This is a genomic window from Amycolatopsis sp. QT-25 (assembly GCF_029369745.1).
In the GTDB taxonomy this organism is placed as follows: Bacteria; Actinomycetota; Actinomycetes; order Mycobacteriales; family Pseudonocardiaceae; genus Amycolatopsis.
On the sequence record NZ_CP120210.1, the window covers coordinates 3,225,154 to 3,243,847 of the forward strand.

General features: G+C 67.6%; 15 protein-coding genes. 6 read left to right on the top strand and 9 right to left on the bottom strand.

Annotated features, from left to right (window positions below; all coding sequences use genetic code 11):
- Positions 1 to 344 precede the first annotated feature (344 nt).
- The 4 genes from P3102_RS15135 to P3102_RS15150 are packed head-to-tail and all read left to right on the top strand — an operon-like array spanning position 345 to position 3,486.
- Complete coding sequence (locus tag P3102_RS15135; RefSeq protein ID WP_276369895.1) at positions 345 to 881, top strand: EF-hand domain-containing protein; 537 nt, start codon at positions 345 to 347, stop codon at positions 879 to 881.
- 30 nt (positions 882 to 911) lie between these two features.
- Positions 912 to 1,994, top strand: coding sequence for an isocitrate/isopropylmalate family dehydrogenase (locus tag P3102_RS15140; protein ID WP_276369897.1), 1,083 nt, complete (start codon positions 912 to 914; stop codon positions 1,992 to 1,994).
- Entirely contained in the window at positions 1,991 to 2,623 is a 633-nt protein-coding gene (locus tag P3102_RS15145) for an isochorismatase family cysteine hydrolase (protein WP_276369899.1), read from the top strand. The genes P3102_RS15140 and P3102_RS15145 overlap by 4 nt, the downstream gene beginning before the upstream one ends.
- A complete protein-coding gene (locus tag P3102_RS15150; protein WP_276369901.1) occupies positions 2,590 to 3,486 on the top strand; it encodes an SAM-dependent methyltransferase in 897 nt (298 codons plus the stop codon). Before P3102_RS15145 ends, P3102_RS15150 begins: the two co-directional genes overlap by 34 nt.
- A gap of 417 nt (positions 3,487 to 3,903) precedes the next feature.
- Here the strand turns inward: P3102_RS15150 and P3102_RS15155 are convergent, their stop codons facing one another.
- Complete coding sequence (locus P3102_RS15155; RefSeq protein WP_276369903.1) at positions 3,904 to 4,713, bottom strand: nuclear transport factor 2 family protein; 810 nt, start codon at positions 4,711 to 4,713, stop codon at positions 3,904 to 3,906.
- A 64-nt stretch (positions 4,714 to 4,777) separates the two neighbouring features.
- On the opposite strand from P3102_RS15155, the gene P3102_RS15160 reads away from it, so the two are divergent.
- The gene (locus P3102_RS15160) at positions 4,778 to 5,806 is read left to right on the top strand and encodes a YafY family protein (RefSeq protein ID WP_276369904.1); all 1,029 of its coding nucleotides are present in this window, start codon (positions 4,778 to 4,780) and stop codon (positions 5,804 to 5,806) included.
- A 303-nt stretch (positions 5,807 to 6,109) separates the two neighbouring features.
- Here P3102_RS15160 and P3102_RS15165 read toward each other — a convergent pair whose 3' ends face one another.
- The 8 genes from P3102_RS15165 to P3102_RS15200 form a co-directional block, all read right to left on the bottom strand.
- Positions 6,110 to 6,574, bottom strand: coding sequence for a ricin-type beta-trefoil lectin domain protein (locus tag P3102_RS15165; RefSeq protein WP_276369905.1), 465 nt, complete (start codon positions 6,572 to 6,574; stop codon positions 6,110 to 6,112).
- Positions 6,575 to 7,363: 789 nt separating this feature from the next.
- Positions 7,364 to 8,434 carry an iron-containing redox enzyme family protein gene (locus tag P3102_RS15170; RefSeq protein WP_276369907.1) on the bottom strand — a complete coding sequence of 357 codons (1,071 nt, stop codon included), beginning with the start codon at positions 8,432 to 8,434 and terminating at the stop codon, positions 7,364 to 7,366.
- Positions 8,435 to 8,444: 10 nt separating this feature from the next.
- On the bottom strand, positions 8,445 to 8,675 hold the full coding sequence (locus P3102_RS15175; RefSeq protein ID WP_276369908.1) for a CDGSH iron-sulfur domain-containing protein: 231 nt from the start codon (positions 8,673 to 8,675) through the stop codon (positions 8,445 to 8,447).
- A gap of 16 nt (positions 8,676 to 8,691) precedes the next feature.
- Positions 8,692 to 9,798, bottom strand: a complete 1,107-nt coding sequence (locus P3102_RS15180) for a glutamate--cysteine ligase (RefSeq protein ID WP_276369910.1) — start codon at positions 9,796 to 9,798, stop codon at positions 8,692 to 8,694.
- A 27-nt stretch (positions 9,799 to 9,825) separates the two neighbouring features.
- Positions 9,826 to 10,743 (bottom strand): methyltransferase domain-containing protein, encoded by a 918-nt coding sequence (locus tag P3102_RS15185; RefSeq protein WP_276369912.1) that lies wholly within the window; start codon positions 10,741 to 10,743, stop codon positions 9,826 to 9,828.
- The gene (locus tag P3102_RS15190; RefSeq protein ID WP_276369913.1) at positions 10,740 to 11,732 is read right to left on the bottom strand and encodes an ornithine carbamoyltransferase; all 993 of its coding nucleotides are present in this window, start codon (positions 11,730 to 11,732) and stop codon (positions 10,740 to 10,742) included. Before P3102_RS15190 ends, P3102_RS15185 begins: the two co-directional genes overlap by 4 nt.
- Before the next feature lie 754 nt (positions 11,733 to 12,486).
- Positions 12,487 to 13,845 (bottom strand): hypothetical protein, encoded by a 1,359-nt coding sequence (locus P3102_RS15195; RefSeq protein ID WP_276369915.1) that lies wholly within the window; start codon positions 13,843 to 13,845, stop codon positions 12,487 to 12,489.
- A 1,331-nt stretch (positions 13,846 to 15,176) separates the two neighbouring features.
- A complete protein-coding gene (locus P3102_RS15200; protein WP_276369917.1) occupies positions 15,177 to 16,766 on the bottom strand; it encodes a GMC oxidoreductase in 1,590 nt (529 codons plus the stop codon).
- A gap of 283 nt (positions 16,767 to 17,049) precedes the next feature.
- Here P3102_RS15200 and P3102_RS15205 point away from each other — a divergent pair, with 283 nt between their 5' ends.
- Positions 17,050 to 18,675 (top strand): PfaD family polyunsaturated fatty acid/polyketide biosynthesis protein, encoded by a 1,626-nt coding sequence (locus P3102_RS15205; RefSeq protein WP_276369918.1) that lies wholly within the window; start codon positions 17,050 to 17,052, stop codon positions 18,673 to 18,675.
- The last annotated feature ends 19 nt before the right edge of the window (positions 18,676 to 18,694 follow it).

Here is an 18,694-nt window from a genome sequence, read left to right on the forward strand (position 1 = left end):
CCAAATCCACTTCGTGGTCACCGGTCACTACACCTGGCTCGAACCGGGTGACGGCGGGTCGCGACCGGAGCCCCGATCGGGATTCCGGTGCTGCCGACGGATGGACCCGGTGCCCCGAGCACGAAGACCGAGAGTGGTTCCAGTACCTGCCAGGGTGTGGGCGCTGCATAACGGCGACGCCGAAACAACATGCTTTCGGGCGTTCTGACGCGTTCGACAGAGAACCACACTTTACGGTGACGGCCGCGTTCTTCCTGTATTTCCTTGGCGTCGCCGCTGGCATAGTCACGATCGAGCAATTCGCCGTTACCCCTTTTTCGATCCGAGTAAAGGACGGTTCCTTGATGCAGACGGATGCCCTCGAGCGGGTCAGGCTCATCTTCACTTTGTTCGACCGCAACGGAAACGGGCACCTCGAAGCCGAAGACTTCGAAATCATGGCCGCCGACGTCGTCGAGGCGGCTCCCGAATCCGGTGCGGCGGCCAAAGACGCGATGAGGTCGGCGTTCCGGCAATACTGGCGGACCCTGGTCGAAGAATTGGACGTCGATCGCGACGGCGAGATCACCTTCGACGAGTACACCGCCGTCGTCCTGTCACCGGAACGCTTCGACGCCACCATCGGCGCTTTCGCCGAGGCGCTGGCGACGCTGGGCGACCCGGACGGGGATGGTCTCATCGAGCGACACGTCTTCCATGCGCTCATGGCGGCGATCGGTTTCGAACGGGCGAACATCGATGCGCTCTTCGACGCTTTCGGCCCGTCCGTCGCGGACCAGATCACCGTCTCGACCTGGGTGGCCGGGATCAAGGACTACTACAACCCGAAGAAGACGGACATCGCCGGCGATCACCTGGTCACCGGCGCGCCCACGGCCTGAATCCGATATCCGAGCAGCGAAAGGAGCACGGTGGTCCCGACCATCGGGTTGGCCGTCGGCCGCGGTACCGGGCCGGAACTCGCGAACGTCTTCGAACGTGTCCTGACCACCCTCGGGACGGCTGCTTCGACGACCATGCGCATCGTGCGTTCACCCAGGCTGTACCACTCGTACTTCTCCCTCAAGGCCGAAGGAAGCGGATTCGAAGACATCGGCGGACTGACCCGGCAGGACGCCGACCACTACGAACGGTTCTGCCGCGCCCAAGCGAGTGCGGGCGTCACCGCCGTCTTCCGCACTGCGATCAACGCCCAGTCGTTGTACCTGGTCCGCGAGCGGTTGCAGGCGGTGAAGATCGACCTCATCGAGAACGAGGACTCGTCACTGCTGATGGTGCGCGACGAAGCCCAGGGCTTTTACACCGGCGAGAACAGTCACAGCCCCGGTGTCGTCCACCGCACCCTGATGTTCAGCAAGGAGATCACCGAGAAGGTGGTCGCCGCCGCACTGGCGCAGGCGCGGCGGCAGTGGCCCGACGAGCCGGTGGAACGGGTGGTGATGGCCTACAAGTTCCACCTCCTCGACGGCGCTCTCGGTGCCTGGGTGGCGGAGATCGCCGCGCGGCACGGCGTCGAGATCGCCCTCGCCCAGCCGGACACGGTCAACCGCAACCTCATCGAGCACGGTCTGCCGCGGCGCACCGTCGTCATCGGGGCCAACGAATGGGCCGACATCATGCACGTGGTCCTGCTGGACAGGCTGGGTTCCGAAAAGCAGGAAAACCGCTACACCGAGAACATCCACCTGCATCCCGACGTCGCCGGCCTGGTCGAGTACCAGACCGTGCATGGTTCCGCCGACGACCTGGCCGGTCTGGACATCGTCAATCCCGTGGCGACCATCCGGGCCGCGGCGGCGATCGCGGAACGGCATGCCGGCTGCGCGGGCGCGATCAAGAGGACCGAGGACGCTCTCGAGTCCGCAGGGAGCCGGGGAATCACCACACCGGATCTGGGCGGGCACCACTCCACCACGGAGGTGACGGAAGCCGTACTGGACCTGCTGAAACAGCCCGGTCGGCCCGCAGACGCCCTGTCGGCAGTGGAAGGGTGACCGGCACCGCGCTGATCGTCATGGACCTGCAGAACGACTTCTGCACCGGACCGGTCGTGGCGGCCAGGTACGCGGGCAGTCTGTCCACACTGGACGCCGCAGCGGCCGGTGCCGCGCGGGCGGTGGACGTGGCGAGGGCTCGCGGTACCGAGGTCGTCTTCGTCCGTTTCCACGGCGACGTCGAGCATCAGGGTCCGAGCTGGCGACACCGGGACCTGTTGCTCGGCAAGCGGCCCAAATGCCGGGCAGGCACCTGGGGAGCGGAGCTCCACCGGGTCGAGCCGGTACCGGGCGAACGTGTCTTCACCAAGAACGCGCGCTTCGACGCCTTCCTCACCGACGGTTTCGAAGAACACCTCACCCGCAACGGTGTCGGACACCTGGTGTTCGCGGGTCTCTACACCGACGTCTGCGTGGACTCCACCGCACGGACGGCGTTCCAGCTGGGTTTCCACGTGACCGTCCTCACCGACTGCACGACGAGTCTCCACCTGCCCGACGACACGATCCTGCGGTTCATGAGCACCGTCTACGGCGCCTGCCTGACGACCCTCGACGATCCGGAAGCGTGGGCACCGCCCGAAAGGCAGGAATCTTGGCCGGTACGAAGCACGACAGCGGCACCATAGAACACGGTGTCGGCCGGACCGCGCTCATGGTCGCCGCCGCCCGAGCGATCGAAACCCACCGTCCGGACTCGCTCGTCCAAGACGGCTATGCGGAGTATTTCGTGCGTGCCACCCGGGTCTGCGAAGACTGGCCGCTGCGCAACGAACAGGTGCCCGGAGGCGATGCCGACCCGTTGTGGGGCAGGCTCGGGCGCTACTTCGGCCTGCGAACCCGGGTCTTGGACGACTTCGTCCTCCGGGCGACGAGGGCCGGAGGACGTCAGGTCGTGCTTCTCGGCGCGGGCCTGGACTCACGGGCCTTCCGCCTCGACCTGCCCGAGGACTGTGTGCTGTTCGAGATCGACCGCGAGCCGGTGCTGCATTTCAAACAGGACGTCCTCGACACCCTCGGCGCCACAACGAAAACCCGGCGCGTACCGATCGCGGGCGACCTGCGCGGCGACTGGGCGGCCACCCTGATCGACGCCGGATTCGATCCGGCGGAGCCGTGTGTCTGGCTGGCCGAAGGCCTGTTGCTCTACCTGTCCGCTGACGCTGAGCGGAGCCTCATCCACACCGTGGACAGCCTGAGCGCCGAAGGCAGTTCACTGGCGTTCGAAGTCAAACTCGGCGTCGAACGGCCCGAAATCCGCGCGAACGCCGTCTACACCGCGGCGAAACAACGAATCGGGGTCGACCTGCTCACCTTGTTCGACCGGGGATCACGCCCGGACTCCATCGGGGACCTCGAGCGCAAAGGATGGACCGCCGACGTCAAGACGCCCTTCGACTTCACCCGCGAGTTCGGGCGAGGCCCCCGGCCCGAGCCGGACGACGCGCTGGCGAGCAATAGGTGGGTCTTCGCGGGCAAGCCTCGACAATGACGGTGCAAGGCCCTGGTCACATGTCGCGCCTGCCGCAGCAGGGGAGCCGCGTCCGTGTTCCGATGAGAACCGGGGCGGTTCCTCCGGTGGCGGGCATATCGCGGCCTGGCGGCCGAAGACCGAGCGCGATGTCCTGCTACGCCCCGATGTCGTCGTACAGCCGGATGAAAAGCCGGCGGGATGGTCCTTCCGATCGCCGACACCGCTACACCGTCCGTCCACAGTGTCGCGATCGATGGTTCGTGCAGCGGTGTGCGTGGCAGCGCACCAAGGTCCGACGGCGGCTCATGCCCATCCTCATTTCCGGGAAAACCTGCACGCCTGGGATACCTCCTTTGCTGAGGCTCTCCGCGATAGCCGCGGCGGGTAAGGCGCCCGCTCCAGACCAAGTCCGCCGGTCAGGAGCGGGCATCCCGGTCAGGAGCGGTCGAATGCTTCGGCGACCGTGAGACTGTCTTCGTACATGTGGTGCCGGGTGATCAGACCGTCCTCGACGGTGAGGTGCAGCGCGAACGTCATGACGAAACGTTCGCCGGTCGAGGCGACCACCTGCGAGCTCGTGCCCGTCACTGCGGCGTCGATCCCGTCGACCATGATGTGGTCGATGGACACGTGACTCTCGGCGGGTGGGCAGTGCTCGCCGAAGGTCTGGAAGTGGTCGGCGACGTCGGCTCGGGTGGACCGGGGCCGGATCCAGGGCACGGCAGGATGGTTCTCGACCGGCCAGCCGACTCGCCAGTCGATGTTCTGTGCGTACAGTTCCGCGATGTGCCCGGGGTTTCCCTGTCCGCTTCGGCGCAGAAGTTCTTCCACGACCGCCCTGGTTCCTGGCGGATTCCCTTTGGCCACTCCGGCGGCCGGTGCGTCGCCGAACTGATATTCCTGCCGGATCCGCCCGTCTTCGTCCAGCCGGACGAAGATGAATCCGGTCCAGGCGATCTCCCCGCCGCTGGCGGGCACCATGTACGTGGTGAAGCGGATCGCGTCGTGGTGGCCGACGGTGTCCCCCGCGGCCCGGAAGACGAACCCGCCCTGCTCGACCAGTTGCCGGTGGGCCTCGGTGACCCGCGCCTGCAGGGCCGAGTGGCTTCGATACTCGCCGGCGTCGGTGAACTGCACGCCGTCCTCCGCCCACAGCCCGGCAATGGCCGAGCGGCGCCGCTCGGAGTCGGCCTCGTTCCACACGGCGACGTAGCGTCCGACGAATTCATCGACATCGATTCTCATGGGCGGGACCTTAAAACCGGTCCACTGACATCGAATGTCAGTGGAGTTTGGAAGAATCCCCGGTGTGCGCGCGAGCCGTCTGATGTCGCTTCTCCTGCTGCTGCAGAGTCGGGAACGGGCGACCGCTCGCGACCTGGCCGCCCATCTCGACGTCTCCGAGCGCACCGTCTATCGCGATATCCAGGCGTTGAGCGCGGCGGGTGTACCGGTGTACGGCGAGGCGGGCCACGAGGGCGGATACCGGCTGGTCGACGGCTACCGGACCCGGTTGACCGGACTGACCCCCGCCGAGGCCGATTCGCTGTTCCTCACCGGGTTGCCCGTCGTCGCCGCCGACCTCGGTCTCGGCCGGGCCGCCGAGGACGCACGACTCAAGCTGACAGCGGCGCTTCCCCTTGAGCTGAGCGAACGCGCCGCCCGCCTACGGGACCGGTTTCACCTCGATGCCCTGGCCTGGTACCAGGCAGCCGACCACATCCCTCACCTGACCGAGGTGGCCGCCGCGGTGTGGCACCAGCGACGGGTGCACATGCGGTACTCGAGGTGGGAGAGCCCTCATGAGGTGTCGCGGACGATCGAACCGCACGGTCTGGTGTCCAAGGGCGGTCAATGGTATCTCGTGGCCCGCCGGGACGAGCGGTTCCGCACCTACCGGATCTCTCGCCTTCGTGACGTACACGTCCTGGACGAGAGCTTCGACCGCGCCACCGGTTTCGAGCTGGCCGCATACTGGCAGACGTATCTCGATGACTTCGACGCTCGCCGCCACCAGACCCGAGCCGTGCTGCGCCTGTCGCCCACGGGAATGCACCGACTGCCGTACCTGGCCGAGCCCGCGGTCATCCACGCCGCCCACGAAAGCGCCACGACCGAGTCGGACGGCTGGACACGCGTCACGGTCCCGGTCGAAACCGAAGACCAAGCCGTGCGGGACATCCTGCGCCTGGGGCCCGACGCCGAGGTGCTGGCCCCGGCGTCTTTGCGCACCCGCGTCGCCCACACCCTGGCTGCGATGGCTCGCCATTACGAAGGAGAAGGTTCTCCGGCTTCCGGACCTTTCTTCGAATCGAGGAGCAGCGAACCCCAGGATTAGGTTCCTTCGCCAGTGATCATGCAAGCAGAAACGCCGCCGCCCGATGCAAGGCTGAAGCGGCCCACGGTGCGCCGGCGCAAGCGGGAACGTGCGAAGACGGTGCGGCTTTCCCCGTGCAGAGTGACCGAAGGTCTCTTCCGGAGTGATTTCGTCCGGAAGAGACCTTCGGTCGGTCATGACTCTTTGAAGAGACTCGGCGCCTGGTTCTTCACTTTCTTGGCCTTGTTCTCAGCGGTCCTACCGCAGTTCGAATCGGAGCGCAGGTGCCGAAAAGTGAGAGAGGACGCCGATGACCCGGACCGGTCAGATGTTGAGGTACCAGCGCTGGTTGACCCGGTCCCAGTCGCAGGTGTGCAGGCTCAGCTGGTCGTCGTGGCCCTCGTAGGTGGCGCACAGCCCGGTCTCGTCGTTCTTGAGCTGCTTCTGGTTGTGGTCGCCGCGGATCCTCCACCGCTGTGCCGGGTCGTCACCGTTGCAGTCCGAGCCGATGACGCGGCCGTGGTGGGCGGTGGCGCACAGGTCGGTTCCGGTGTTCTGGATGGTGCGGTTGCTCCAGAAGATCCAGTGCTGGTTGTCGCCACCGTGGAAGTCCCCGGTGATGGTGGGCTCGCCGTCCCACCACGTCTGCTGCCACACCCGCTCCGTGCCGTTCGCGGACTCGATCACGTAATCGGCCGGGTCGGCCTCGGCAGCGGCGGCGGCCGGCGCGATCAGCGCTCCGGCGGCCGTGGCGGCGAACAAGGCGGTCAACGCGGTACGCATCAGCATGGTGCTCTCCTCGTTTGCTGGTTTCGGGACCTCCAGTACAGCCCGACCGGCCACGCGTGCGTACTCGATGCACACCATCGGGACGACGGACCACTCACCCTCCGGGCGAACATCGATGGCCATCACTCTCTGTGATCATCGTGGCCGTCCACTCTGGACTCATCAGCACAACGACCGTTCCGAAACCGGGGTGACCCGCGCCCTTCGGGCTGCCCGATAACTCCTCCGTGCCCGGATTTGGCTGCGGTCTATTCGACCGCGAGGAGGGAGATCTCCGCATCGGGTCCGTTCTCTCACCCACAGTTCGGTTCGGGGGGAACCTCGTGTCGAGCACGATGGCCGACCGCGGTACGGCACCGCCGCCGATGGGCTGGCAGCCGATGGACTCCGATCGGCCAGGAGCGGAAGTCGGGTGGCTCGCGGCGGAAGTCCCGAGCAGTTCACAAAGGACGGTGATCGGCGAAACGCTTCGGGCCGGCCCAGTTCGCTGTCTCCGGGGCGTCACTCGCCCCGGAGACAGTCGCTGGTCGACGACGACGTGGAACGGGTCGCCGTCGATCCCGGGAACCTTCACTTCAGGATTGTCGACAACCACCGCGTTCTGGTGATGGCCCATCCGGCGCAGGTGTCGGCGTAGCCGTGTCGCGGCGCGCCGGTAACGCGCCTCGCACGGCTCGGGATCTCGTTCGGCGAAGTAAGCCTCGGCTGAATCGCGTGGGCTGGCCGGGGAGTGCCCGGTGACGGTCACCGCCTCCGGCGTCCGCCCATTCGTTGTGGTGGATCAGCTCGTCAGCCGCGATCGTGAGCCAGAGCCGGCGAGTCGATGGCGCCGAGCGCGGAGCGCAGGGGTGACCGTTCCGATTCCCATCGATCGAAGATGTACCGGGCAAGCGCGTAATCGAGTCCGGTGCCGGCGGAGGCGCCGAAAAGTATGTCGTCGACGAGTTCGGGTTCCTGTGCGGCAAGGCCACCGGCCATGTCGTTGAGCGCGATGACGTCGTGCACGGAGTCGGCGATGACGTGTTCGTCGAAGAAGCGGGTGGCGATCGGATCGAACCCGAGGCGGCGAAGACCGTCGGCCTGGCGTTTGTTCGACAGGGCCGAGGTCATTTCGGCGATGGCGAGGTGTCCGACCGCTGCCGCGCGGAACCGCCGGTGCAGCCCGAACAACGACATGACGTTGACGGTCGCGAGCGCGATGCCCGGTACCAGGTCGAGGTAGGCGCCGTAGCGCGCGTCCAGTCCCATGGCGTTCATGCTGTCCCGGTAGAGGACCGCGTGAATCTGGTCCGCTCGGCCGGAACCGAACTCGTCGTACTCGATCTCGACCAGTGCGGCCTTGGCTTTGTTCTCCAGTCGCGGGATGGCGAACGAGTGCGGATCGGACTCCTTCAACCGGTAGGCCGAGCGGAGCACGATCACCTCGAGGAACTGTTCCTTCGTCGCCTTGTCACGCAGGTACGGGGACAGCGCCGGTCCCGGGAGATCGGCGATCCGGAGCAGCCCGGCCCGGACGTCTTCTCCACCGCGAAGGGAGTCGACGGGGTAGGCCGCGCGAAGTGCGGACTCGAAGGGCGCCTCGAGTTGTCCGCGGACGGCGAGCAGCGCCGGATTCCACTCCCAGCGCGGGTCGACACCCGCGAAACCGCGGTAATGGAGCTCGTAACAGCTGTACAGCGCCAAATGCAGATCGTCATCCGAGAGGGGATCGCCGGTGGGCGCAGGGATGGCGGCCAGGTCACCCGGGTCACGGGACAGGGCGGTGAGCACGACCTCGCTGATCGGTCCTCGGGGTTGTGGCAGCGGCGGCTCCCAGCGCTCCGGGGACAGCGGTGTCGACGAGTCGGCCGTGATGGACATGACTGCGCTCTCAATCGGTCGAGGTGCTCGGGGAAGCCGTCCTGCGGGACTGCCGGACGAGTTTGTGCGAGCTGTCGCACCACGGTTTCTGCCCGGACCGGCCGCAGCGGCAGAGTGCCACGGTCCGGCGAGTGGTGGGAATCTCCTGGCCGTCGGCATCGAGCAACCGGAAGTCGCCCCGGACGAGCAGTGGCCCGTTCCGGTACTCGGTGATCACCACCGGCGAGTCGGGTTTGCGCATGGCCGCGCTCCTTTCGTCACGGTGCGGCGGTCTGCCGCACGAGAAGGTCGGTGACGTCGGCGAAGGTGCCGCCCGCGGCGAGCACCGCGCGCTGCCGATCGGCCGAGGTGCCGTCGATCTTCTTGCGCGCGAGGAGTTTAGCCACCTCGTCGTGGTCACCAGCGTGTTCGAGAGCCGGTCCGACCATGCGCAGCAGGCGGTCGATCAGCTCCCCGGCGGGTACCAGTTCACCGGAGACGGGATCGAGGAGATCGGCGGAAAGCCCGTACCGTGCCGCCCGCCATTTGGCCGCACGAAGCAGCTCGGGCCACGGATCGGGGCCGTCGGAATTCCGCTGGAGCTCGTCGAGCGCGTGCTTCACCAGGGCGCGGCAGAGACCTGCCTGCAGGACGGTGTCGTCGACCGTCGTACAGGAGTCGGCCGGCCGGAACTCGACGGTGCGGTAGTTCGTGCCCGGCCGGACGTCCCAGTAGAGCTGCCCGACGTCGTTGATGGTGTCGTTGCGCGTCAGGGCGGCCATCCGTTCGACGTACTCCTCGTAGGAGGAGAAGACCGGCGGTATGCCGCCCATCGGCCAGCTCTCCCAGACGGTGCCGCGGTAGCTGGCGAAACCGGTGTCCTCGCCCATCCAGAACGGAGAGCTGGCCGACAGCGCGTTGAGCAGGGGCAGCCACGGCCGGACGCGGTTGACCACCTGGATCGCGGTGTCTCGGTCGGGGACACCGACGTGCACCTGACAGGCGCACATCACGTGGGTACGCGCCATCCACGCATAGCGGTCGACGATGAAGTGGGTCCGCGACTGGTCGAGGAACTCCTGCGTCCGCCAGTCCGTCAGGGCCAGCGTGCCGGCCGCGACGATCCGGCCACCCGTCTCCTGCGCGGCGTGGCCGAGCCCGGCGCGCAGTTCGCGGAGCTCGGCACGGACCTGGTCGAGGGTCCGGCAGATTCCGGTCTTGCTCTCGAGCATGCAGGTCCGCAGCTCGGCGCTGTAGCTTTCACGGCCACCGGGAAGCCGATGGGCGAACTCCAGCAGCGCCGTGGTGTCGTTCAGCGGGCGTCGCTCCTGCGGGTCGACCGCGAAGAACTCTTCTTCGACCCCGACGGTAAGCGGCTCTGGCACAGGTGGGATGCCCTTCTGCTGGTGGGTTCAGGGATGGTGGCGAGCGATGTCGTCGCCGAGTACCACCACGCGCAACGGAAGCGTGGTGGCGGCGGCGGAATCGTCGAGCGCTTCCAACCGGTTCGTCGTGGACGCACAGGCGCGCTGGAGGAGCGCCAGTACTTCGTCCGGGGTGACGACGTACTCGGCCGGGCCTCGGATCCGGCGGCAGGACAGGCCGAGGACCAGGTAGTGAGTGACACCGGCCACCTCGATCAACGGTCCGTCCCCGCGGTCAGCCAGTTGCCGGACCAGTCGCCGGTTGGCCACCGTGTGGTCGCCGAGCGGCAGTACCCCGAGTGTCAGCCGGGCTATGCGGTAGCCGGAGTCGTGCAACAACGCGGTCATCGCGCGCGGCGAGGTGTAGCTGCCGATCGTGATCGCCAGTTCGGCGCCCAAGGCGGAGGCGTGGCGAACGACGTGACGGACGAGGCGCAGCCCGTCGCGTCCACCGTCGATCGAAACCTTGCCGGTGCCGTCGGGAGGTACGGGAAGGGGAACGTAGGGCGGGTTGCTGGTGACGATGGTGGGCGCGGATCGGAACGGGCAGCCGGCGAGCAGGTCACTTGTGGTCGCGACGCTGTAATCCGCGACGGAGAAGGTGACGCGTGGGTCGCCCTCCCGCGCGTAGTGCTCGGACGCCCAGGAGACGCTGCCGGCGGCGATGTCCACGCCGTGGACGTGACCGGCGCCCGCGCGCGCGACGGCCAGTGCCGCCGCACCGCTCCCGGAACCGAGATCGAGAACGGCGCAACCGGGTTCGAGGAGGTCGGTGGTGGCCCAGATCCCGATCTCGGTGTCGATCGGGTCGAAGAACACGTCGCGCCGCCGCGGTGGTCGCAGATCGGCCGGGGTGAGGTGGTGGAACCGGGTGACCCGGGGAACGATTTCCGCGGTCTTGCTCATCCTGGACCTCCATTCGTCACCGAAAGTCCGGCTCGGCCGCCGGTCGCGCAGAACTCCAGCACCGCCATCGCGCTGCTGAGCTTCATGGCTGCCTGGCTCCAGGCGATCGATCGGGGTCCGTCGAGCACGGCACCCGACACTTCGTCGCCGCGACACGCAGGCAGATCGTGCATGAACAGCGCGGACGGAAATCGATCCATGAACGCCTGGTCGATGTGGAAGGGGCGGAACGCTTCCCGCCAGTCGGGATCGCTCTTGGCTGTGCCGGTCGTCTGCCAGCGGGTGGTGTAGACGACGTCGACGTCGGTGGGGAGGTCGGCCATCGAGGTGGTCGTCACCACGGTGGCGCCGACAGACGCGCCTGCCGTTCGCGCCGCGGTCAGTTCCTCGCCGGGAATTCCGTAACCCTCGGGCGTTGCGATGATCAATGTGCTGGACGGGACCTTCGCCAGGCCGTGTGCCAGCGCTGTCGTGGTGTTGTTGCCCTCGCCGACGTAAAGGACCGTCACGCCGCTGAGGTCTCCGCGATGCAGCCGGATCGTGGCCAGGTCGCAGATTCCCTGGGTCGGGTGTTCCTCGGTGGCCATGGCGTTCACCACCGGAATTCCGCTTTCCCGGGAGATGGCCCGCAGATCGCGAAGCGGCCCGGCGGTTCTGGCCACCAGTCCGTCGAGCATGGCCCCCAGGACGCGGGCGGTGTCGGTGAGTGACTCGCCGGTGTTGACCTGCAGGTCAGCCGGACCATAGGCCAGGACGTGGGCACCCAGCCGATGGGCTCCGACGGAAAAGGCGGTCCGCGTCCGCGTGGATGTTTTCGTGAACAGCACCCCGATCGCTTTCCCGGCCAGCGGACGGTCGTGCGCCAGCGGGTTCTCGTACAGGTCGACAGCCCTCACGGCAATGCGGTCGAGTTCGTTCTCGTCGAGATCACGCAACGACAGCAAGCCGGACTCGGGACAAACCTGCGGAGCACCTTGGACCGGTCTCATGGGCAGTGCGCCTCACCGTAGTCGGAACGTCACCGGCCTCCAGCTTTCCAGTTCAGTCGTCCGAGCGCATCCGCGAGACGGGCTACTAGGACACGCCGCGCACCCGGACGAAGCCTCGTCGAACGTGCCCGGCATGGACGACTTGATCATGAGCCCTCGCCGGAAGATCGGAAGAGAACCGGTGGCGACGACCTCACGCGGCAGACGGGTTGCCCGCAACCGCGGCGAACCCCGCCCTCGCGCGGCCGACAAGCGGGACGAGCCACTCTCGGCGCGCGAGCTGCATCGGTATCGCGACCGGGGCGGGTCGAGTGCCGACGCGGTGTTTCTCCGATCAGTCCCCTTTCCGGGGGATTTGCTGCTGTGCGCAGGACCGCCTGGTCGAGTACGCAGTTTCGCGGTGAGCCGGGCGATGGCGTCAGCCTCGGCTGTCCGGCGGCCGACCCGGGCCACCACGGCGTCGCCCTCGCGGGAAAAGGTGTGCCGGTGTGTGCACGTGCCACCACCACCTGGCTGTCCACCACCACCGGATAGCGGTATTCATCAGCCTGTCCATAGCGCGCTCCCTGTCGACTCGCACTTCACCGATTTCCCGGAAGCCGGCCTCGTTCGTGTCGTCCCGACTCGGCTGCCGAGCACTTGTGGCCCGTGGCAGGGCAAGCCGCGAACATGTCGATCACCGCCGCGCCGAGACATCGGCCGGACCGCGGCGGCTGGGCGGGTTCGGTCTGCACAACGCATCCGGCTCCGCTGATCAGTGGTGTGCATCGATCAGTCGTTCCGCCCGTTTCAACGTCTGCCGCACGACGATGTTGCCGCGATGGGGATGCAGTCGTCGCTTGATCGAGTGCAGCGCGGAGTGCACGCGTCCGGAGCGGACCCACGAGCACTCGTCCAGGAACCACTGCCAAGTCGCACACGCCCGTTCGGCATCACCCTGGCGTAGCTGCAATGTGGCCAGCTGATGCGTGGTCAGCAGGCGCGCACGTCGCTCGCCGTCCGGCCGGTGTCTCAGCGATTCCCGCAGTGCGTGCTCGGCGCGCCCGTGGTCGCGCAGCAAGATCAGCGCCAGGCCCACGAGGTGCTCGATGTCGGCCCGGTCGGTGCACCCCTTCGGCTCCTGTGGGTCGTCAGCCCCGTCTAGGTACTTCTCGGCCGCCGCCAATCGGCTCAGCGCGGTCTTGCGGTCGTCCAGGGCGGCGTGGGAGACGGCGGCCTGGCCCAGGAGCGCCGCGCGGGTGCCGGGACGCTGGACCAGGCCGATCCGATCCACGGCGGCGTCCGCCAGTCGCGCCGCGCGGCGGTTGTGGCCGAGAAAGCATGCCTGCGTACTCATCCCTCGGAGAACCAGGGCATGGCCGGCGCTGTCGCCCGCCTCGTCGGCCAAGCGGAGCGCTACCCGGTAGTAGCGCTGAGCCAGATGGTGCTGGAGATCGTCGAAACACATGAAGCCGACCAGATCGGTGAGCCCGGCCATGCTGCTGACCAGCTGTCCGCCGGTACGTTCGGCTGTGGCCGAGCGCGCCAATCCCATGATGTCGGTCTCCAGATAAGCGACGAGCGCCAAGCGCGCGTGGCCACCACCGAACGCCCGGTCGGCGGCGGCGAAGGCGGCGGTCATCGCCGTGACCGCGGCCAGAAGTCCGGACTGGTGGTCACCGTCGAGGACCGAACGAGCATGAGGTTTCTCCGGGCGTCCGTACCGCCGGGGCGCCGATGCCCAGTCGACCCGGAACGGCTGCTCGCGCAAGGCGGTCCGCCGGCGTGATTCCAAATCCGATCGCAGCAGCCGGTGCAGTGCCGTGAAACCGGATTCTCGTATCGCGAAGGCGGGATCGACCTCATCCGCCGTGGGGTCCGCCATACCCGTTTCCGTCGCGGAGACCGGGCGGCCGAGCCGGCGGGACAGTGCTTCGGCGGCGAACGAAGGTACCGGCGGGCGCGGACGTGTGCCGGACAGCCAATGCGAGACGCTGGTGCGGTCGTAATGCAGGGTGATGCCGGCCTCCGCGGCCACGCGATTCACCGCGAAGGCGAAATTGTGATTGGTCCACCGCGCTTCGGTCAGCAGGCCGCGGAGTAGGTCGTTGTAGGTGCGCTTTCGCGGTGTCACGGCTCTCCTGGTCGGATGCATGTCACCGGCGCGGCAGGGACACCGCCGCGCCGGTGAGGTGATCGGGGCAGGTGGGCGGGATCGCTCGGTTTCCCGCTCGTGACTTCGGTTTCAGTCAACTGGCAGTGCCGGACGGTTGGCCATCGGACGGTGGGGTGAGCCCGGTTGTGAGCACTCGCCGTCAGGGTGAGTGACCTCGGCCGACCGAGAGGCACACAACGTGCGGATCACCTTCGTGTCGTGCACCGGATGGGGTGGGGTGCCTCGCGGTCGTCGGCACACCTGGTTCCGGGTTCGCACAGCGTGTGCGGCTCATATGGCGTTTGTTCTGCTCCTTTTGGCGGCGGTGAATCCGGTCGCGACGGTATGGACTTGCCGACGAAGCGGGCCACGGAAACGAATTCCGAAAAAGCCCCGGCGCGGTGCCACGATTTCAGGACGGAGCTTTCCCGGCCGGAAATGACGCCGTCGAGGCGGATCGACCGCGTTGGGCCCGGTGAACTCCGCATGAACACAACGCCACGTAGCTTGAGTTGATCATGAGAATTTGCTTTCTGGCGTTGCTGACGCGGCCTGGCGGCGTGACTGAGCGCGAGCCTTCCCTGGGTGCTTCGAGGCGACGCGGGCGGCCGGAGGTGACCGGTGTGACCGGCGTGGCGTCGGTGCGGGGGTCGTGAGTGGCGGTCAAACGTGTCGTGTTTTCGGGACGCGAGCCGATCTCGGCTTACCTGTCTGCAAAGGACATAACGACCCTTGTGCCCGCTGGGCCGCCACGGTGATTCTCTCTCGTGGGGTACATGAAGGCCCCCTTCCTTGCGTCTAGCGCAAGGAAGGGGGCCTTCATGTACCACGTCCGCCCTGCGGTGGGTATCCAAGATGCTCTTGGCTCCACGCTCATGACTCTGCGAGGCGAAGTGCTCAGATCGGGCGCTGAAGCCCGTTTCGAAGCCCGTGGGCGCCGGATCCCCGTGGCGATCACGCCATTCAAGGCTTCGGCGCCCGGACACGTTCGCCTCACCCTCAATGGAACGCGAATCGCCACTCGCGACCCCCTGTATCGACATCCCGCGTATCCCTGGCGCCACACCGGTAACAGTCCGTAATGGACAGAATCAGCCAAGGTGCGCGAACTGTCGTCACCGACGATAAACGAGGTAGACCAACTCGGGATACGTGGCATCGCGCATGAACGGGAATGAACGCACTCGACAATTCCGTCACTCTGGAAGTCGAATGGGCGTAATGTCGAGTCGACCGTGGGTGTCCGCGATTTCGCACCGCGAGCGGCCGCGCGGCCGGACCGTCAGCCGCTCGCCGCTTTGTGCCCGTCCTCAGATGGTGGTGCCGATGTCGTGGGTGGTGATGTGGTCGAGGCAGCGCTCGGCGAGGGCGGTGATGGTCCAGGACGGATTGCAGCAGGCGGTGGAGCCGGGAATGAGGGCGCCGTCGGTGACGTAGAGGCCGGGGTTGTCGTGAACGCGGCCGTGGGGGTCGCAGACGGGACCGATGACGGCGCCGCCGAGGGGATGGAAAGTGGTGGGGTCGGCGGCGTTGCCAGGGGCGAACACTCCGCCACTGGTGAGGGTCATGCGGAGGGTGGCGGCGGCGAGGGCGGCTTCGACGTTGAGGTCGGCGGTGGGTGGCCAGATCAGCTGGGCGTTGTCGGTGACCGGGTCGTAGACGAACTTGCCGTGTCCCTCCGGGATACCCATGCCCACGACGTAGGCCGAGAACGTCTCGGTCTCGAACGGGGCGGGCGTGTGGAACAAGGTGACCGGTCCGGTGGCGGCGTCCCAATCCAGCATCGCGACGGGGGACGGTCCGCCTTGGCGGGGGAGGGTGGGGCGAAGCGGGTTGGTGCGCAGGTAGAGGCGGTCGCCGTTGTTGCCCCAGTACTGGCCGACGTCGGGTGGGAGATCCGGCAGGGCTCCCGTGCCGCGGGCGCGGACCAGGAGTTTCGAGGTGTTGGCGGAGCCGGCGTTGAGGAACAGGGCGTCGGTTTCGACGATGACGTTCTCCCGGACCGCGCCATCGGTGTCGATGTGCCGGCAGTGCAGGACGTAGCGGCGATCGGTGCCGGTGGTGATGTCGCTGACCACATGGAGAGGGGCGATGGTGACCAGCCCGGTGGCCAGGGCCTGGGAGAGGTAGGTCCTGTCGGTGGAGTGGCGGGCACCGTTGTTGACACCGTAGAGCACGTCGCCGTGTGCCGACCACGGCGGAAGCTCGCCGCGCAGTTCGGCGCGCACCACGTCCCAGTCCATCGGTTGGCCCACCCTGACCGGCTGTCCTCCGGCGAGGGCGGCGTCGGCCAGGAACTGCCTGCTGGAGGTGTACCGGGTGTGGTTGAGCACGTCGTCCGGGATCGGCGAGTAGCCCAGCATGGCGGCGACCCGCGGGTAATAGACCGCGGCCATCTCGTCGTAGTCCACGCTCGAGGGCATCACCCTGGTGAACAACTCTTCCGACGGCTGCAACGAGATACCCTCGTAGTGCAAGGAACCGCCGCCGACACCGGTGCCGCACAGCACGCTGAGGCCGACCCCGCGGACCCGCTCGACCAGACCGGTGTAGGGCTGGAACACCGCCGGCGGCGACGTGGGCATCACCGGCGTCGGCTCCAGCCAGCTCACCCTGCGGTCGGGGTGGAAGAACCGCGGGAACGTGTTGTCGTGAGGCTGGCTGTTCCACCACCGGCCGCGCTCCAGCACCAACGTCCGTACCCCGGCCTGCGCCAGGCGCAACGCCGCCACCGAACCACCGAAGCCACTGCCCACCACCACCGCCCGGTACGTTTCTTCCCGCGACGGCAAGGCGGCCGGCGCGGCCGAGGCCGTGGACACGGGCAGCACGGCCGCGGTGGCCGCGGCACCGACACCGGCCAGCAGAGTACGCCGGGACAGGCCACTCGCCTCGTTCATACCGATTCCTTTCACCCGCCTTGTCGTGTACTCAACATCACGGGCCCGCCGTGGTGGCGGCAATGGTGCGCTCGGCCCCGGCCACACGATCCGGATCATGTGGTGGCGACGCTCCCACCACGTCCCTTCGCTCCGATGTGCGGCGGTCCACGTGCGTCGCGGTGGTTCATCACGCTTCCGGGCCAGCACGATGAGGCGGCTTATGCGTTCCATCGCGGGGAAGCAGACTCGGTCAGGTGGCTCCGCACCGATGTGCGGTGGGGACGCGGAAGGGGGATGGTGGATGTCAGCCGGTTCCGGAATGCGTTCCCAGGTGTGGAGCGAACAGCTCCGAGACGCGGTGTCGGAACGGGTGGTTTTCGACGCGACAGGACTGGCCGCGGCGGCGGCACGTGTCCGTGAGCCGACCCATGTGATGATGGCCGGTGGTCACTCCGGGGTGGCGTTCGGTCCGACGACCGGTGCGGTGGCGACGCCCTTCGGGGATGCTCACCATGTCGGCACGCTGCCCCCGCTCTACCCCGAGTGGTTGGGCGACCTCACGTTCTGCCGCGACCACGGGACACGCTTTCCGTACGTGGTGGGGGAGATGGCCAACGGAATCGCCACGGTCGGCATGGTGGTCGCCGCGGCGCGGAGCGGCCTGCTCGCCTTCTTCGGAGCGGCAGGTCTGCCTGTGTCCACGGTGGACATCGCGGTGAGCGAGCTGGCCTCCGCTCTGTCCGGACGGGACAACTGGGGGGTGAACCTCATCCACTCGCCCAGCGAGCCGTCGGTGGAGCGCCACTTGGCCGATCTGTTGCTGCGCCGGGGTGTCCGCCGGATCTCCGTGTCCGCGTTCACCGAGCCCACCGCTGCCGTCGTGCGTTGTGCGGCCACTGGGCTCCGGCGTGGACCGCATGGTGTGCGCCGTTCCGTTCACCTGTTCGCGAAGGTTTCGCATCCGGGGGTCGCCGAGCGTTTCATGTCCCCCGCTCCGGCGAATCTGTTGCGGGCGCTGGTCGAGGAGGGCGCATTGACACCGGAGGAGGCCCAGCTCGCCGCTGAGGTCCCCTTGGCCGAGGACATCACGGTGGAGGGGGACAGTGGTGGGCACACGGACAACCGGCCCCTCACGGCTCTGCTGCCCGCGGTCATGTCCGTGCGCGACGAAGTGGTGCGGCGCCACGGTTACCGCGGTTCCCTCCGCGTCGGCGCGGCAGGCGGGCTGGGCACACCGGCCGCCGTGGCGGCGGCGTTCTCGCTGGGTGCCTCGTACGTGTTGACCGGCTCGGTCAATCAATCCGCGGTGGAGTCCGGCTTGTCCGACGAAGCCAAGGCGATGCTGGCCCAAGCGGACATCGCGGACGTCGCGATGGCGCCGTCCGCCGATCTGTTCGAGTTCGGCGGCAAAGTCCAGGTTCTGCGGCGCGGCACGCTGTACGCCTCACGAGCGGCGAAGCTTTACGAGGTTTACCTGGACCACCCTTCGCTGGAAGCGATACCCGAGTCGTTGCGCGTGAAGCTGGAACGCGAAGTCCTGCACGCCACGTTCGCCGAGGTGTGGGCGGAGACCCGCCAATTCTGGCGGGCGACCGACCCCGGTGAGGTCCGCCGCGCCGAGACCGAACCCAAACACCGCATGGCCTTGGTGTTCCGCTGGTACCTGGGCAAGGCCAGCCGATGGGCCATCGCGGGTGATTCCGGCCGCCGCACCGATTACCAGGTCTGGTGCGGTCCGGCGATGGGTGCGTTCAACCGGTGGACCGCCGGCAGCCACCTCGCCGAGCCTGCCAACCGGTCGGTCGCGCAGATCGCGTTGAACCTGCTCGAAGGGGCCGCCTCGGTGACGAGGGCGCAGCAACTGCGCGGCCACGGTGTCCCCGTTCCCCCTACCGCGTTCACCCCCGCCCCGCGCCGATTGGCCTGACCTACCCGGAGTCGCATGT

What these genes read in the sequence shown, in the direction of transcription:
- P3102_RS15185 (WP_276369912.1), bottom strand. Translation starts at nt 10,743, where the DNA reads ATGAGCAAGACCGCGGAAATCGTTCCCCGGGTCACCCGGTTCCACCAC.
- P3102_RS15175 (WP_276369908.1), bottom strand. Translation starts at nt 8,675, where the DNA reads ATGCGCAAACCCGACTCGCCGGTGGTGATCACCGAGTACCGGAACGGG.
- P3102_RS15155 (WP_276369903.1), bottom strand. Translation starts at nt 4,713, where the DNA reads ATGAGAATCGATGTCGATGAATTCGTCGGACGCTACGTCGCCGTGTGG.
- P3102_RS15205 (WP_276369918.1), top strand. Translation starts at nt 17,050, where the DNA reads ATGTCAGCCGGTTCCGGAATGCGTTCCCAGGTGTGGAGCGAACAGCTC.
- P3102_RS15190 (WP_276369913.1), bottom strand. Translation starts at nt 11,732, where the DNA reads ATGAGACCGGTCCAAGGTGCTCCGCAGGTTTGTCCCGAGTCCGGCTTG.
- P3102_RS15135 (WP_276369895.1), top strand. Translation starts at nt 345, where the DNA reads ATGCAGACGGATGCCCTCGAGCGGGTCAGGCTCATCTTCACTTTGTTC.
- P3102_RS15200 (WP_276369917.1), bottom strand. Translation starts at nt 16,766, where the DNA reads ATGAACGAGGCGAGTGGCCTGTCCCGGCGTACTCTGCTGGCCGGTGTC.
- P3102_RS15165 (WP_276369905.1), bottom strand. Translation starts at nt 6,574, where the DNA reads ATGCTGATGCGTACCGCGTTGACCGCCTTGTTCGCCGCCACGGCCGCC.
- P3102_RS15170 (WP_276369907.1), bottom strand. Translation starts at nt 8,434, where the DNA reads ATGTCCATCACGGCCGACTCGTCGACACCGCTGTCCCCGGAGCGCTGG.